13 protein-coding genes and 1 pseudogene are annotated in these 15,835 nt (G+C 42.8%); 6 read left to right on the top strand and 8 right to left on the bottom strand.

Features of this window, described 5'->3' with window-relative positions; translation table 11 throughout:
- Positions 1-8 precede the first annotated feature (8 nt).
- The 6 genes from BIY37_RS02160 to BIY37_RS02135 all read left to right on the top strand — a co-directional run bounded on the left by BIY37_RS02160 (position 9) and on the right by BIY37_RS02135 (position 6,949).
- Positions 9-1,415: a sigma-54-dependent transcriptional regulator gene (locus BIY37_RS02160; protein WP_070066203.1), complete on the top strand. Its 1,407-nt coding sequence runs from the start codon at positions 9-11 to the stop codon at positions 1,413-1,415.
- A gap of 307 nt (positions 1,416-1,722) precedes the next feature.
- Positions 1,723-2,400 carry an HPP family protein gene (locus BIY37_RS02155; protein ID WP_179129226.1) on the top strand — a complete coding sequence of 226 codons (678 nt, stop codon included), beginning with the start codon at positions 1,723-1,725 and terminating at the stop codon, positions 2,398-2,400.
- A gap of 186 nt (positions 2,401-2,586) precedes the next feature.
- A complete protein-coding gene (locus tag BIY37_RS02150) occupies positions 2,587-4,809 on the top strand; it encodes a PAS domain S-box protein (protein ID WP_230402409.1) in 2,223 nt (740 codons plus the stop codon).
- A gap of 53 nt (positions 4,810-4,862) precedes the next feature.
- Positions 4,863-5,396: a hypothetical protein gene (locus tag BIY37_RS02145; protein WP_070066200.1), complete on the top strand. Its 534-nt coding sequence runs from the start codon at positions 4,863-4,865 to the stop codon at positions 5,394-5,396.
- A gap of 33 nt (positions 5,397-5,429) precedes the next feature.
- Positions 5,430-5,849 (top strand): response regulator, encoded by a 420-nt coding sequence (locus BIY37_RS02140; protein WP_070066199.1) that lies wholly within the window; start codon positions 5,430-5,432, stop codon positions 5,847-5,849.
- 209 nt (positions 5,850-6,058) lie between these two features.
- Positions 6,059-6,949 (top strand): formate/nitrite transporter family protein, encoded by an 891-nt coding sequence (locus BIY37_RS02135; RefSeq protein WP_070066198.1) that lies wholly within the window; start codon positions 6,059-6,061, stop codon positions 6,947-6,949.
- 433 nt (positions 6,950-7,382) lie between these two features.
- Here BIY37_RS02135 and BIY37_RS02130 read toward each other — a convergent pair whose 3' ends face one another.
- The 8 genes and pseudogenes from BIY37_RS02130 to BIY37_RS02095 form a co-directional block, all read right to left on the bottom strand.
- Entirely contained in the window at positions 7,383-8,519 is a 1,137-nt protein-coding gene (locus BIY37_RS02130; protein WP_080324782.1) for an outer membrane protein assembly factor BamB family protein, read from the bottom strand.
- Positions 8,520-9,018: 499 nt separating this feature from the next.
- Positions 9,019-9,609, bottom strand: a complete 591-nt coding sequence (gene hisB / locus BIY37_RS02125) for an imidazoleglycerol-phosphate dehydratase HisB (RefSeq protein ID WP_070066229.1) — start codon at positions 9,607-9,609, stop codon at positions 9,019-9,021.
- Positions 9,610-9,643: 34 nt separating this feature from the next.
- Positions 9,644-10,726 carry a histidinol-phosphate transaminase gene (gene hisC, locus BIY37_RS02120; RefSeq protein ID WP_080324781.1) on the bottom strand — a complete coding sequence of 361 codons (1,083 nt, stop codon included), beginning with the start codon at positions 10,724-10,726 and terminating at the stop codon, positions 9,644-9,646.
- A 12-nt stretch (positions 10,727-10,738) separates the two neighbouring features.
- Positions 10,739-12,127 carry a histidinol dehydrogenase gene (gene hisD, locus BIY37_RS02115; RefSeq protein WP_230402408.1) on the bottom strand — a complete coding sequence of 463 codons (1,389 nt, stop codon included), beginning with the start codon at positions 12,125-12,127 and terminating at the stop codon, positions 10,739-10,741.
- A gap of 185 nt (positions 12,128-12,312) precedes the next feature.
- Positions 12,313-12,783 (bottom strand): nucleoside-diphosphate kinase, encoded by a 471-nt coding sequence (gene ndk / locus BIY37_RS02110; RefSeq protein WP_070066197.1) that lies wholly within the window; start codon positions 12,781-12,783, stop codon positions 12,313-12,315.
- A 43-nt stretch (positions 12,784-12,826) separates the two neighbouring features.
- Positions 12,827-13,369, bottom strand: coding sequence for a DUF4416 family protein (locus tag BIY37_RS02105; protein WP_179129224.1), 543 nt, complete (start codon positions 13,367-13,369; stop codon positions 12,827-12,829).
- A gap of 73 nt (positions 13,370-13,442) precedes the next feature.
- Complete coding sequence (locus tag BIY37_RS02100; RefSeq protein ID WP_070066195.1) at positions 13,443-15,161, bottom strand: proline--tRNA ligase; 1,719 nt, start codon at positions 15,159-15,161, stop codon at positions 13,443-13,445.
- Between the two features lie 289 nt (positions 15,162-15,450).
- Positions 15,451-15,835: pseudogene (locus tag BIY37_RS02095) on the bottom strand (IS1634 family transposase); the annotation flags it as partial.

Below are 15,835 nucleotides of genomic sequence, written 5' to 3'. Positions count from 1 at the left end.
GTGGAACTATGGAAAACGGTAAAATTCTTGTTGTGGAAGATCAGGATGCCATGAGAGAATCCCTGATGATTGCTTTCAGAGACGAGGGATATGTGGTTGAGGGTGTTGCAAGCGGGGAAGATGCCATTCAAAAATTAAATAATCACAATGTATATGACCTGGTAGTTACGGACTTAAAAATGAAGAAAATTGACGGTTTGGAAGTGCTTAAGGCTGCGAAGGCTGTGAACCCATCTACAGAAGTGGTGCTGATTACGGCTTATGGCACCATCAGCACAGCGGTTCAGGCGATCCGGGATGGAGCATATGACTACGTAACGAAACCATTCCGGCACCAGGAAATCCTGAAGGTTGCAACGAAGGCGTTCGAAAAAAAGAGATTGAAAGACAGGGTCAGATATCTCGAAGGGGAAATTCGCGATAAGTATAAATTTGAGGGTATTGTGGGAAATTCCAATGCGATGCTGGAGGTGCTAAAAATAACTTCACAGGTATGCCGCACGGAAAGCACTATCCTCGTTACGGGAGAAAGCGGAACAGGAAAAGAATTGATTGCGAGGGCAATCCATTATAATAGCCTGAGAAAGGAGTGCCCGTTCATTGTGATTAACTGTGGGGCGTTGCCTGAGAATTTGCAGGAAAGCGAACTGTTTGGGCACATGAGGGGGGCGTTTACCGGGGCCATTAAAGACAAGGTGGGACTGTTCCTGCAGGCGCAAAAAGGAACGATTCTGCTGGACGAGATTGGTGAAACTTCACCTTCAACACAGGTGAAACTCCTGCGGTTTTTGCAGGATGGCGAGATCCGTCCTGTTGGTGGAAACAAAGCCATATACGTGGATGCAAGAATCATTGCTGCTACCAATGAAAATTTAGAAAAGGCCGTTGAGCTGGGAAAATTCAGAAAGGATCTTTTTTACCGGATCAATGTGATCCGTATCCATCTTCCTCCATTGAGAGAACGAAGGGAAGATATTCCCCTTTTAGTAGACTTTTTTTTAGAGAAGATTCTGGAAAAACTGAAAAAAGGGAAAAGGGTATTTTCCAAAGAATCAATGCGGACGTTAATGAGTTATGATTGGCCCGGCAATATCAGAGAACTCCAGAACATTATAGAAAGGGTGGTTACTTTATCCAAGAATGAAATAATAAATGTGGACGAACTTCCGCTTCCGGTAGAGGAATTTACGGGGCTTAATCTGGATCCCCTGGAGAACAAGAAAAGGAAATCATTCATTGTTGCGACTCTCGCGGAACAGGAGAAAAATGCAATAGTTGAAGCCCTGAATAAATATGGTGGTAATCAAACTAAGGTTTCGCAATTGCTTGGAATATCAACAACGACACTTTGGAGGAAGATCAAAAAGTATAGAATTAAACCACAACATGAAATATCGGATGACATAGATATATAATTTCATACTGAAATTGCTATTGCATATTGGAATGTTTTTCTTAATAGCTAAACGATAATCCATGTAAAGATCCAAAAATAGTAGTGTTTTAATAAAACATTGATTCGATACCACTTATATTAAAATATAGGTGGTATTTTTTTTTGCTGTGTAAAGTTGGTATAGTTTTCGTTATTAGTAGAGAACAATGTATGTTTGCCGTTGAGAAAACAAATCTTTCCGTTGTCTATAATTTTGCGCAATAGGCTTAGCTTCTTGGTACGCAATATTAGTGTTATTGCGGGTAAAAGGATGTTGGCAGATGTTCATGAAGAAAAAGACCTCTGAAACCAGGAATGTCATAGATGTTAAATTTCGGATAGAAAAAAATATTGAAGAAAAAAAAAGGGGTTGCGTAACGCGTGTTACGGATTTTTTGGGAGAATCTTCAAGGGGGGAGAGAAAAAATATGCCGGTGCTAGATGGAATAAGCAAAACAATAAGCGACTGTATGAAATTGCCCAGAGCGCCACAACCAGTGCTCACTTCAAGAGAGGTGGTGCTTTCCTTCTGTGGGGCGATGTTGGGGATAGGGGTAACGGCGTTGATGGCCTTTATATGGAAATGTCCAATGCTGTTGGGGTCTTTTGGCTCTACCGCACCATTGATATATTGTGCATATAAGTCACCTCTGGCGCAGCCAAGAAATGTTGTGCTGGGGCATTTCCTCGGCGCAAGTATCGGTGTTGTTGTCAATGATTTCTTTGGTGTGGTGTGGTGGTCAATTGCGCTTGCCGTCGCCTTGGCTATTCTTCTGATGTTTGTGACATACTCAATACATCCTCCGGCAGGTGCAACGGCATATGTGGCTATACAAACAGGGGGGTTGGGTAACGGATATTTATTTATCCTGAATCCTACCATGGTGGGAATATTTATCATGTTAACAATAGCGATAATCTTCAATAAGATGAGCAAGAGAGAGTATCCACTTCATTGGTGGTAAGCGCTGGTATTTTTAAATAAGCTTATTAATGGGGGTTGGCCGGAAGTGGTAAGGTCATTCAAGAGATTATATATTTATACTTAATAGGCTCACAATTTTGTTAAAATTACGGAGAAAACAATGTATATCTCGATTAAAAATCGACTAATTTTTTTGCTTATTGTATTTACACTACTGCCGTTTGTTTTGTTAAGGTTCGTAGCATATCCAAGGATTCGTGCGGACATTCAGGAAGTTCTTATCCGAAACCTTGATGGCATTGGGCACAAACAGGCAGAATTGGTAACCAACTGGGGGCGGGAGAGGATGAAGAATGTCCGCGTTGTTGCAAACAACCCGTTGATGGTAAGATGTGCCAAGATCACAAAGGACGATAAAGATTATCCGGATGTCGTTCAATACCTGGAGGTAGTAAAGAATGAGTATGGTTATAAAGGCGTTCTCATAAGTAATGATCAAGGATTGGTAACAGTTGCTACATCGGAAGAAGGTGTAGGAATTGACATTTCGCAAATGGATTACTTCAAACAGGCTGCCGAAGGAAAGACATTTGTGTCGAATGTTTTTCCGTCTGAAATCCCGCTTACCAACGAAGTGGGAGAGAAAGAGTTGGGAATGCCTACTATGTTTGTTTCAACGCCACTGAAAGATCGTGATGGAGTTGTCGTTGGTGTTGTTGCTATAAGAGTAGATGAAAACGCACTGAATGACCTGATGACAAGTCTTCATTTGGGACAAACAGGTGAAACCTATCTTGTAAACAAAGATGGGTATATGGTCACGGAATCAAGGTTTGCTGCTCATTTGAAAGAGATGGGGTTGGTAAAAAGAAGGTGTGCATTGGAATTAAAGCTGGTTAATTCAGAAACAGGTGAGTTAACCACCGGTGCTAAGCAGTGTGTTGCGGGCATTAATGGTTTTGATGCGAAAGGTTATAAAGACTATAGCGGTTTAACAGTTCTCGGAGTATGGCATTGGTTACCGGAGTTTAATTTGGGTGTTATTGCAGAAATTGACAGGGACGAAGGTTACGGCCCTGCCTACAACCTTAAGTACGTTGTAGCATCCGTATTATTGATTATCGCGTTTCCCATCGTGATAGTAGCGTACATAATTGGTAGAAAAACTTCGGTGCCAATCATTAAACTGGATGAAGTGGCGAAAAAAATGGCTTCCGGAGATTTAACTCAGAGAGTGGATATAAAACGGGAAGATGAGATTGGTGAATTGGCTGATTCCTTTAATGCGATGGCGAAATTTCTGGATCAGAAAACGAAAGATGTTGTGGAGTCAGAAAAGCGATACCGGGAACTGGTTAATTCTGTCAAAGAAGGTGTGTACCAGTCTGAGCCAGGTGCTGAGGGGGTTTTTACTGTTATTAATAAAACGGGAGCGGAGATATTAGGATACGGCAGCCCGGAAGAAGTGGTAGGGACAAAAGTAAAAAATATTTACGTCGACCCTGAAGATAGAAGACGTCTTTGTGAGAAGCTTGAAAAAGATGGGATATGGAGGGAATTTATATCTCTCTGCAAGCGAAAAAATGGCGAGAGCTTTTATGCGGAACGTACGAGCAGTTTGCTGAGAGACGAGAAAGGAAATCCTGTCGCCATTAACGGCGTATTTAGGGATATCTCTGAGAGAAAAAAGGTGGAACAGGAAATTGCGGAATCGGAGAAGAAATACCGGTTGATGTTTAATTCATTAAAAGAAGGCGTGTATCAATCTGAACCGGAAGTGGATGGGGCGTTTTTGTGGATTAATCAAGCCGGAGCTGAAATTCTGGGGTATAAATCACCAGAAGAAGTAATCGGAACTAAGGTGAAAGATATCTACGTGAAGTCAGATGACCGTGTAAAAGTTGTTGAAAAACTGACCAAAGAAGGCGTTTGGAAGGGTTTTGTATCATTTTGTAAGAGGAAAAATGGCGAACGCTTTTATATGGAAAGGACATGCAATCTGATTACTGATGAAAAGGGGAAGACCGTTCGTATTGATGGAATATTTAGGGATGTTACCGAACGGAAAGAGCTGGAGATGCAACTGCAGGAATCAGAAAAGCATCATAGACTTCTACTGAACTCTTTGAAAGAAGGGATTTATCAGTGTGAACCAACAGAAGAGGGAGTATTTACCTGGATCAACAAGTCAGGCGCTGAACTGCTCGGTTACAGTTCGCCGGAAGAAGTGATTGGTACACGGGTAAAGGATGTATATGTTAATCCCGATGATCGGAAGGAATTGATTGAAAAGTTGGATAGGGAAGGGGTATGGAGAGATTTTACATCGTATTGCAAGAAAAAAGATGGAGAAAGATTTATTTCTGAAAGAACATGCAATCTCGTGCGTGATGAAAATGGTAAACCGCTAAGAATTGAAGGTGTATTTAGGGATATAACGGAAAGATAAAGTGATTATTTATTAAAAAAATTTAAATACACTGAATTTAGGAGTAGAAAATTATGGGAAACGAAGTTTTAAAGGGTATATCGGTAAATGCGAAAACCCTTATTATAATATTGTTATTCGTGAATGTTGGATTTGCATTCAAGATGATAAATAAATACCATGAAATGAAGGAGGCTGGCTATGTCAGGGAAAAGACCTTTCGGGATCAGCTTGAAAAAAGGGTAATGAGAGCTTTTGGTTCTATGGAAGATTTGAATAAGATGGTAAATGACATCACCCGACAAAAGGAGGATGCAGAAAAGCTTGCGGCTTCTTGTAAATCACAAAGTGAGCAATTCCAGAGTACAAACAAAGACCTCATAGATGCGAAGGCAAAACTGGAGGAGGAACATGCCCGATTACAAAAGCAGATATGGGAATTAGAAGACTCGCTGTCGCGTACAAAAAAGACCCTGAGCGATAAAGAGTTGAATATTCAGGAGCTAGAGAATAATTTGGAGAAACTCAGAAAGGAAAAGGCAATACTCGAAAAACAGGTTGAGGAACATTCAAAAACACCAGGAGCGTGGAGCCTTCCCAAGCAATAAATATGATATTCGTGGAAAATACGAAAGATTTTTATGTCAAGGATTTTGATTATCGGGGATCGGAAGACGGTTCGAAGGTCGTTGGTAAACATCTTAAAACAAGATGGTTTTGGAATATGTGAAGGAGTTGGGTGGGATGGAGCGGTGCGATCTTGCAAAAAAAAGGTTTATGATCTTATCCTGATGGATTTAGATTCGGAATCTCAGAATAATTATGAGATTTTAAAAGAGATAAAACAGGTCAATTCTGATGCAGAAATTGTAGCAATCGTCTCACAGGACGGATATGATGCTAACCGAATGAACAGTTGGGGTGTCTACGACTACCTCCAGAAGCCTTTTCGACAGAAAGAAGTAATTGATATAGTAAAAAAAGCGCTGGAGAAAAAACAATTGACTGATAAAGTGCGCAATTTAGAGCAAATTATGGATGTGGATAAATTTGCTCTATAGAGAAAAGATGGAATGGGGTTTTTTGGCGAAGAGTTATTCTTTTGTCTACCTTTAGTCCGGTGAAAGGGGGTGTGATTAAATACGTATAAAAAAGTATTTGAGATATTGTATCGTCGAAGTATGTATTTGAGATCAGAGATGTGATATGAATAGAAGGGGTGTTGTTCTAGAAGTACTGTTCACAACAACATTTTAGAGGAGAATAATTAATGTTATATACTGGAAGTGTAGATACGATTGCAGCAGTGTCTGTAAAGAAATCCACTGCAATGAAGCACAGTCTTTTAGGTTTCTTGTCGCTTGCTTTATTGGCCGGTTGTTATGTTGGGTTTGGCGTCCTTCTTATGATTATAGCTGCTGCGCCTGTTGCAGCGATAAATCCCGGAATAGGTAAAATAATAGGAGGTGCAGTATTTCCTGTAGCTTTGATTTTGGTAGTCATGGCTGGAGCAGAGTTGTTTACTGGATATAACATGGTGATGCTTGGGGGAACTTTAAGGGGCACAGTACCATTGTCTGATGCATTGACTACCTGGTTTTGGACATACTTGGGCAATCTGTGCGGATCCATACTTTTTGCGTGGTTGATTTATATGTCCGGTGTCTTTGCTCCCGATCCATGGCATGCCTTTTTGAACAAGGTGGCTACCTATAAAATGAATGCTCCATGGTTGGAACTTTTCTTTAGAGGTATCATTTGTAACTGGCTCGTCTGTCTTGGTGTATGGTCAGCTGCTCGGTGCACAAGTGATTCTGGTAAGATATTGATGTGCTGGTGGTGTTTGTTTATTTTTGTTACGTGTGGAATGGAACACAGCGTTGCAAATATGACACTTTTATCAATCGCAAATATGCTGCCACACGGCCCTGAGATTTCATGGGGTAAAATGTTTGGATGCAATCTCTTTCCTGTTACCCTTGGTAATATTGTGGGTGGTGGCTTCTTTGTGGGATTCCTTTATTGGTTTGCTACCTATATGGATGAAAGAGGGGCAAAGAGGCTGGAGTCTATAAAAGGAGGTTCTGGAAGCACCGGTTTGCCTCGGGCAGGTGGATCTCCCGAAGAGATTAAGGATGTTAAAGTAAAGATGAAGTCATAACTTCGCAATAATATTTAAGACTAGATAATAACATGTGAAAATCTGTTAAAAAAGTTCCAAGTACTGTTAACTAAAAAGGGTCGGTTTTATACTGGCCCTTTTTAGTTGTTTGAAGTACAACTTGTTTGATCAGGATGGGATGAAAAAAAGAGGCCAGTAGTCGCAGTTTCAACATCTTCAAGCTATCGGAGCTTGCCTTGATTGTATAGGAATTTTCATTTTATTTAAGCGGGTTACAGGGTAGCACTGACAAACTTTGTTTATCGGTGTGATATATTCTAAATCCGTGTGTATATTCAAACAACATGGACAAATAAGTTTCTCGTTCGACTGATCCTTCGGCAGGCTAAGGAGGTGACGCCGTGCATGGTGAGCCTGTCGAGCCATCACAGCAAAGTCCATACCCCCTCTGTAGCCGAAGACATAACTTGAGTTATCGATTGGAAGCATCCCCAATCGCATAAAGTTTTCCATCATTGGAACCAATATAAATGGTGCCATCGGCATCAATGGCCGGTGATGATTCTATTGCACCGCCTGTTTCAAAAAACCATTTCAAACTTCCATCGGCATTTAAGGCATACAATTTTTTATCTCTTGAACCGATATAGATTGTGCCGTTTGCAATAGCCGGTGACGAGTGAACCGAAGATCCTGTCTCGTAGCACCACTTCAGTTTTCCCATGGGCGTAAATGCATAGAAGTTATTGTTTCCGGAACCAAAGTACACGTTTCCTTCAGTATCGATGGCTGCAGAAGAATCAATATCGTAGAGCGTATCAAAAGTCCATTCTACATGACCATCCGGACGAAAAGCGTAAAACCTGGCATCCTCAGAACCGACATAAATATTTCCATTCGGTGCAATTAAAGGTGAGGCGTCGAGCAGATATCTGGTACCAAAACTCCACACTGCTTTGCCTACAGGTTTCATGGCAAATAAGTAATAGTCTCCGGAGCCGAAATAGATCATGCCATCCGGTGCCATGGCAGGAGACGACACAATATGGTCTGCTGTCTTTTGCGTCCATCGAAGCTGTCCATCGTGGGTAATGGCGTGGAGTTTGTTATCCCATGACCCTACATAAATCATACCATCGGGCGCAATGGCAGGGGATGAAATGATACCGCCTTCGGACTTGTACTTCCAGCGTAAAGTACCGTCGGGATTTACTGCATAGAGGTGCCCGTCCCACGAGCCGAAAACAATGACGCCGTCTTTTCGGATGGCAGGCGATGAATCAACCTCATTTTGTGTTTCAAATGCCCATTTCAGTTTGCCATTTCTGGAGATGGCATAGAGTTTTTTGTCTTTCGAACCAAAGTAAATAGTACCGTCTTTCCCGATTGCCGGAGAGGAAGTAACAGGACCTCCGGTTTGAAATATCCATTTGAGTTCAGATTTTTGAATACCCACAGATGCGCTTCTTCCGGTATGCTGTAAGTCGTGCCTGAACATGGGCCAAGGAGAGTCGGCGAGTTGTGCATAAAGTGTTGTTGGCAGTGCGACAAGAAATAACGAAACAAATAATAGCGGCAGTGTAGAAGTTCTAGTATGTTTTTTAAGCATGAATAGTTCCTTATATTAAAGTATTTGAATTTCAAGTGAATCCTCTACCTGATAGGCAAGGCTAAATCTCTTGTAGAGGAGGACAGCCGTTTGCCCCTGCTTCTGGCGCTGATTTAAACTTGTAAAAACTGAACTACGTCATATTAGCAAGGTTGGAATTAGCGCTTGACGTGAGAAGTATTCCAGATATTTCGCTCCAACCGTCTACGATTAAATCAGCACGAAATATACCTTGCCATAGGTGTGCATCGCTCACAAAAAGACAAGCAACGGTGAATAAATGCGTGGTGTTTGATGGCCAATGCAGCTCTTCCCAGTTAACCAGCTATACAAAAAATTAGGTAACAATTTAGTTTTTTGAAAATTTCCAATAAAAACCGGATATTAAATGCAGTAGGGGCAGGTTTCAAACCTGCCCCTACAAGGCAACATTATTCCTATAGGGGGTTTTTAAAAAAACTAAATTGTTACAAAATTGGTAATACGTGTATAGATAGTATCAGAGCATTCCCTTCGTTGACGGAATGTCTTTCACACGCTCGTCTATCCGGACAGCATCTTGCAATGCCTTCGCAAGTCCCTTAAATATAGCCTCTGCTATGTGGTGTGTATTGCTGCCGTACGGCACATTTACGTGCAAATTTATTCCGGCATTTGTGCTGAACGACTTGAGAAATTCTTCAATGAGTTCTGCATCAAAATTCCCAATCTTCCCGGTATGGAAGGTGGCATTATACACCAATGCAGGTCTGCCGCTGATGTCCAGGGCGATTGAGGCAAGAGCTTCTTGCATCGGGACGCTTGAATTTGAAAATCGTCGGATCCCCTTTTTGTCTCCCAATGCTTCTTTCAGCCCCTGTCCCAGGCATATTCCCACGTCCTCTACCGTGTGATGATCGTCTACCATACGGTCGCCAACAGCTTTGAGTTCCAGGTCGAGCAGGCTGTGTTTGGTGAGGATATCAAGCATATGGTCAAAGAAGCCGATGCCGGTAGTAATATGGCTATTGCCCTCTCCGTCGATGTTGAGGGTTAAAGCAATCTCTGTTTCTTTGGTCTTTCGCTGAATGGAGGCTGTTCTTTTTGTCATAATAATTGTATCAATATGGCTGCTGCTTCCGGGCTTACCGACAGCAGACATTACTTATTTTTGAATGTTTGGTAGTTAAAAGTTCTTTCAGATGTTGAATCAGTATGTCGATTTCTTCTCTTGTCCCAATGGTAATGCGCAGACAATCGTCCAGTCGTCGCAGATTAAAATATCGCACCAATATCTTCCGTGATTTGAGCTCCTGGTAGAGCGTGTGGGCGGATATTCCTCTCATACACCGCGCCAATACAAAGTTGGTTTGTGAAGGATATACAAAAAATCCCATTTCCTGCAGGGATTTCATAAGATGGAGTCTTGTTTCCTTTATCTTTTCGACATGTGTCTTCATGCTTTTTTGATCATCCAGCGCTGCTACTACGGCTGCAATGCTAAGGCGATCAACATTATACGAATCCTTTACCTTCATCATTCCTTGAATGAGAGACTCCTGAGCAATACAAAAACCCAGTCTGATACCGGCCAATGAGTAAGATTTCGACAGGGTTCTCAGGATAAGGACATTACGGTGTTGCTCGACCAGGGAAAGGCAATTATCTTCTGCAAAATCAGCATATGCCTCGTCAATGACCAGCACTCCATCAATCTGAGAGGCAATTCTGGATATTTCCTGAGACGGAATCATCGTGCCGGAAGGTGAATTTGGATTTGCAAGAAAAGTAACTTTCGCCCCCTTTATCAGAAAATCTTTGGGAAGGGCGTAGTCTTCGGTAAAGTCTATGTTGCATGCCGTACTATCTTGAAGTTCTGCAAGTGTTTTATAAAGCATATACGAAGGGTAAGGGAAAACCACCTTATCCCCTTCCCCTGCAAAACTCCGTATAATTATCGATAACAGGTCATCGGAACCGTTTCCTGCCATAACGTATTCCGGTTTTGTACCTAAGACATTGGCAATTTTTATTCTGGCTGCCGTTGCGACTGGATCAGGATAAAGACGCAGATTCTCATTCACTGCCTCGTTAATAGCATGTAATACCCTTGATGAAGGCGGATAAGGATTTTCATTGGTGTTGAGCTTTATGTAAATGCCGTCTTTCGGCTGCTCGCCAGGTATATATCCGGACATCCTTTCAATATTGGGTCGAAAATAGCTCAATAAGGTAATCCTTTAAAATTTTGGTAAAGATTTTGTGCCGTTACGACGGACGTTTTCCTTCGGAGTTAGCCGTATTTGAACGGACCATGTATGTGCATCCAAACCCTCAGCTTCTGAAATTTCAGCAATATCTTGATATGCTTCTCTGAGCGCTGATTTAGAATAGGTTATCGCACTATACCTCTTCAGGAAATCATTGACCGATAATCCAGATGAAAAACGCGCAGTTCCCCCTGTTGGAAGTACATGGGAAGGACCTGCAATGTAATCTCCCACAGCAACCGGGGTGTACGGTCCCAGAAAAATTGCCCCGGCATGTTTTATTCGCGATATAAGGGATCTGGGGTTTTGTGTCATAATCTGCAAATGCTCCGGAGCTAAGGTATTGGCTATTTCAACGCATTCTTCAAGGTTTTTGGTCAGAAGAATAATGCCAAATTTTTCAAGACACTCTTTTGTTCCTGCATACCGCTTGAGTTTCGTTAATTGTTGTTTTAATTCCCGATTTACCTGTTCTGCCAGTACCGTTGAGCACGTGACCAGGATTGAGATTCCTGGCGTGTGTTCTGCTTGGGATAACAAGTCAGAAGCAACAAACGATGGATTGGCACGGTCATCTGCGATAATTACCACTTCACTGGGCCCTGCCAACATATCGATGCCGGCATATCCAAAGATTTCCTTTTTTGCAAGGGTTACAAAAATATTTCCCGGTCCCACGATCTTGTCAACCCTTGGAATCGTCTCTGTGCCAAACGCAAGAGCGGCAATGGCCTGGGCGCCGCCTATCTTGTATATCTCACCGACGCCGGCTTCCCTCGCAGCAACAAGCCTTTCTGGTGGAATGGTTCCGTCCTGAGAGGGCGGTGTGGTCATAATAATTTTTTTTACACCTGCGACACACGCCGGGATGGCATTCATCAAGACCGTAGAAGGATAAGATGCTGCGCCGCCTGGGACGTAGACCCCTGCGCTTTCTAAAGGGGCATATAAAGTATCAAGCACAATACCATCTGCCTTCAACGGGCTAACCTTGCGGATACGGATATGTTCCTGATATATCCGTATGTTTTTAACGGCTTTCTGTATGGACTTTACAAAACGATACGATATTTTTCCGTATGCCTCTACAAGTTCCTGCTCTTTTACCAGAAAATCCTTTGGCGAAAGAATCGCATGATCAAAGCGCCTGCTATATTTAACCAGGGCTGCGTCCTTTCGTTTTTTAACATCATGGATAATTTTTAGTACCGTTGCGCGCTGAACAGATGAGTCATTAAAAAGACTGAGCGTTTTCTTGAGTTTATCAATTTCTCTGTCAACGTTACCTTCCCATGTCCTGAGTATCCGCATTATTGAATTACCGTGTAAAAACTTCTTTCTTCCACCAAATTTCCCCACAACTACTCCGTGACCTCTTTTCCATGGAAGACCTGGTTGCAGTTTGCTGCGTTATGGCAGTCTCAAAAATTATCGAGGACCCAACCTCGTTGTCCGTAAGATATTTATCAGTAAGGTATTATCAATAGATAAGTTGGAAATTATATTTTTAGCCAGGAGCATTGTCAAGGAAATACGAAAGATTTTCAGATAATGTTTCCGGTAGAGAGATCATAGATCCATGAGAAATCTGCGGGTTGGTATTCAAAAAGTTCTCCTTTATGGAAAAAGGCGGCTATCTCCCTTTCGGCAGCGGCAGAAGAGTCAGAACCATGGATCAGGTTAAACCGATTGCTGACGGCATAATCGCCGCGAATGGTACCAGGCTCTGCTCTGAAACCGAAGGTCGCTCCCATCATTTTGCGTGCAATTTCTACAATATTTTTTCCTTTCAGAACCATAACGATTACCGGTGCAGAAGTGGTGTATTTGACCAGTGGTTCAAAAAAATCCTTACTCTCATGTTCGGCATAGTGCTGTCTCGCCATGGTTTCAGAAATTTGGATCATCTTAAGCCCTATGATTTGAAATCCCTTTTCCTCAAAACGAGAAATGATCTTGCCTAAGAGACGGCGTTGAAGGGCATCGGGCTTTAAAATGATTAAGGTCTTTTCCATACCCTGTTTTCCTTTCCTTGTAAACTTATATGATGGTTTGTTTTCACATACCTTCCTTGAGTTTTTTGACGTAAAGTGCCCTTGTTTGCAAAAAGAAATTTTGATATTCGGAACTCTTGTAGTCAGGAAACGTCCATGGGAAGGATTCATATCCGCCTCTGCGATAATTCAAGGTTACTTCTGCATAGATGCCATGTTGTAAATAGATACGGTGGGAGAAATCCTTGGTGGAAGCGAGGATGAGCCGGCTTTCATTCAGATAACCAGGGTCAATATTGACCGGACGTTTCACAGGATATTTCATTGAAGCAGCAATGACTTCCTCAAGGGTATTGGTTTGTACTTTAATAATGGCAATCTCATCGGGTGAAATGAGTTTTTCGAAACTGTAAAATTGTCTCCGAATTCCTTCACCCATTTCTTCACGATAATAATCGGTAAAATAAAAAGGCAGTACGTCGCTTTTTAAATCAATGGTGCCAAAAGATGCTTCCAAGGCTTTTCCCGTTTCCGGGAGAAGTTCGGGAATCTTTGTCAAAATACCAATTGTTAAATTTACCGGTTTTGGCTTGAAAATGCGGCCCAAGGTAATTGCTGTTTACAGAGGTTAAAATAATTACAGATACGAATACACAGAAAATGAATATAGAAAAATTATATCATGAAGATTTTGAAAGTTCTTTAAAAAGCAGTTCTATCTTTGGTCGAACCCCATCAGGTGTTGTCTGGAATGTTTCGCCGTTTTTCCTCAACTTTATTTCAATCTCTTTCGTTTCAGTAAATTTCTTGCCGATGATAATTTTTAGTGGGATGCCAATCAGATCTGCATCTTTAAATTTAACACCGGGCCTCTGGTCGCGGTCGTCCAGCAACACCTCCATGCCCGCAACATTTGTAAGATCATCATAAAGGTGATCTGCCACCTGCATGACAGAAGGATCGTTGACGTTGACAGGGATGATGATGATCTTGTACGGCGCCAGTGAAAGTGGCCATATAATTCCGTTTTCATCGTGTGATCTTTCAATGGCAGAGGCAATGATACGGTTAATCCCTATTCCGTAGCAGCCCATGATCATCGATTTCCCCTTGCCATTGGCGTCCAGGAATTTTGCCTTTAGAGTATCGCTGTATTTTGTGCCGAGTTTAAATACATGTCCGATTTCAATTCCCTGTGAAATGTTGATCTCGTGATTGCATATTTTGCACCGGTCGCCCGTGGTTACATAGCGAATATCTGCAACACGGCTGATGTTAAAATCACGTTCGGCATTGACATTGTCTAAGTGCATGTCTGATTTGTTAGCACCGGTAACAAAATTGCGAAGTACGGATACGGCCTGGTCCGCTATGATTTCTACCTTCAGCCCCACAGGACCAGCAAACCCGACCCGGGCATGCGTAACCTGCTCTATAGTGGCTTGATCCGCCAGTGCAACCGCACCCTGGCCAAGTACCTTGGTTAATTTGGTTTCATTGACCTCATGATCACCGCGCAGGAGGACAGCAACCGGTTGACCGTTTGAGATATAAATCATAGTTTTAACCATCTGATGAGGTTTTATCTGTAAAAAGTCACTGACCTCCTGGATAGTATGCTTGTTGGGTGTCGGGATTTCCTTAAGCGTCCGGAGCGCTGCATGGTTTTCTTGCAGAAGAGGGGCAGGTTCTGCACGCTCACGGTTGGCACTGTAACCGCATTTCGGGCATCGGATGAGAACATCCTCACCCACAGGACTCGGAACCATAAACTCATGGGAAACATCTCCGCCCATAGCGCCTGAGTCTGCTTCAACAACGAGATAGTCAAGGCCACACCGATCAAATATGCGGCAGTAGGCGTCATACATGGATTTGTAGCTCTTGTTAAGACCCTCGTAATCCAGGTCGAAGCTATAGGCGTCTTTCATGATAAATTCTTTGCTGCGCAGAACGCCGAAACGGGGTCTCGTTTCATCCCGGAATTTGGTTTGAATTTGGTACAGCGTGATGGGAAGTTGCCGGTAGGAATTAATTTCATTTCTCACGATATCCGTAATAATTTCTTCGTGGGTAGGGCCGAGTGCCGTAATTTTGCCATGCCGGTCTTCAAAGGTGATCAGGTCGTCTCCAAATACCTGTAAGCGGCCACTTTCTTCGAGAAGATCCAGCGGTTGAAGGGACGGGAGGAATACCTCAACTGCACCCGCCCGATTCATCTCTTCGCGTACAATGGCAATGACTTTATTCAGCACGAGGGTTCCCAGGGGTAAATATGCATAAGCGCCTGCCGTGATCCGACGGATCAAACCGGCGCGGATCATTAGTTTATGACTCTCGATTTCCGCCTCTGAAGGGCTCTCTTTCAGAGTGGGAATCAGGGTTTGTGACCATTTCATCGGTTTCTATTCCTTAAAAAGTGTACGTGATAGGTACGGAAGAAAGTTCGTGCTCTGTGAGGAAAACATTATAATTCTTTCTCTGTGGCTTTCAAGGATTAAAATAGAAGCAACACAAATGATGCAGTTCAGTTCCTGACTCCCCTCATTGGGGCGCGAGCAAAGGCGGACCAATGGAACGTTTGTATCAGAACATGGAATGGAAACATCTTAACCCGACTTTCGCAATTCGAGGGGTATGCAACCCGCTGAGCCAGTAAAATCAAGGAGTCGTTCAAAAAGGTCGGCACTACAGGCCGATCTGTCCGGATGCGTAAACCTTAGGCGGCGGTTGTTCAGGAAGCGTCATTCCCAACTGCGCCAAAAGGAGTAAAACGTCCTTCTCCGGCTGGGTATAACGGCTCATGACAATGTGACGGCCATCCGTGGTCGGTAAATGAACGTCTATCATGTGAATGCCCGACAGTTTTTCCAAGATCGCTTCAGACGTCAGCCCGCCGGCCCTCCCCCGCGCAAGATTGCGCAGTGTCGTGTGAAGACAAAAAGCCAAAAAGGAAACAAAGATATGGGCATTAATTCTCCGTTCCCATTGGTGCCAGATGGGGCGGATGGAAAGTGATCCCTTCAAATCCTTAAATGCCTGTTCTATCCGCGTCAACAGCAAATAATTTTCC

It is taken from the genome of Candidatus Brocadia sapporoensis, from assembly GCF_001753675.2.
In the GTDB taxonomy this organism is placed as follows: Bacteria; Planctomycetota; Brocadiia; order Brocadiales; family Brocadiaceae; genus Brocadia; species Brocadia sapporoensis.
Note: the sequence above shows the minus strand (reverse complement) of the source record. Positions and strands in the feature narration are given on the sequence as shown.

Excerpts from the sequence above, each read along its gene's own strand:
- BIY37_RS02160 (WP_070066203.1), top strand. The coding sequence starts at position 9 with ATGGAAAACGGTAAAATTCTTGTTGTGGAAGATCAGGATGCCATGAGA.
- BIY37_RS02155 (WP_179129226.1), top strand. The coding sequence starts at position 1,723 with ATGAAGAAAAAGACCTCTGAAACCAGGAATGTCATAGATGTTAAATTT.
- BIY37_RS02145 (WP_070066200.1), top strand. The coding sequence starts at position 4,863 with ATGGGAAACGAAGTTTTAAAGGGTATATCGGTAAATGCGAAAACCCTT.
- BIY37_RS02140 (WP_070066199.1), top strand. The coding sequence starts at position 5,430 with ATGTCAAGGATTTTGATTATCGGGGATCGGAAGACGGTTCGAAGGTCG.
- BIY37_RS02135 (WP_070066198.1), top strand. The coding sequence starts at position 6,059 with ATGTTATATACTGGAAGTGTAGATACGATTGCAGCAGTGTCTGTAAAG.
- BIY37_RS02130 (WP_080324782.1), bottom strand. The coding sequence starts at position 8,519 with ATGCTTAAAAAACATACTAGAACTTCTACACTGCCGCTATTATTTGTT.
- hisB (WP_070066229.1), bottom strand. The coding sequence starts at position 9,609 with ATGACAAAAAGAACAGCCTCCATTCAGCGAAAGACCAAAGAAACAGAG.
- ndk (WP_070066197.1), bottom strand. The coding sequence starts at position 12,783 with ATGGAAAAGACCTTAATCATTTTAAAGCCCGATGCCCTTCAACGCCGT.
- BIY37_RS02100 (WP_070066195.1), bottom strand. The coding sequence starts at position 15,161 with ATGAAATGGTCACAAACCCTGATTCCCACTCTGAAAGAGAGCCCTTCA.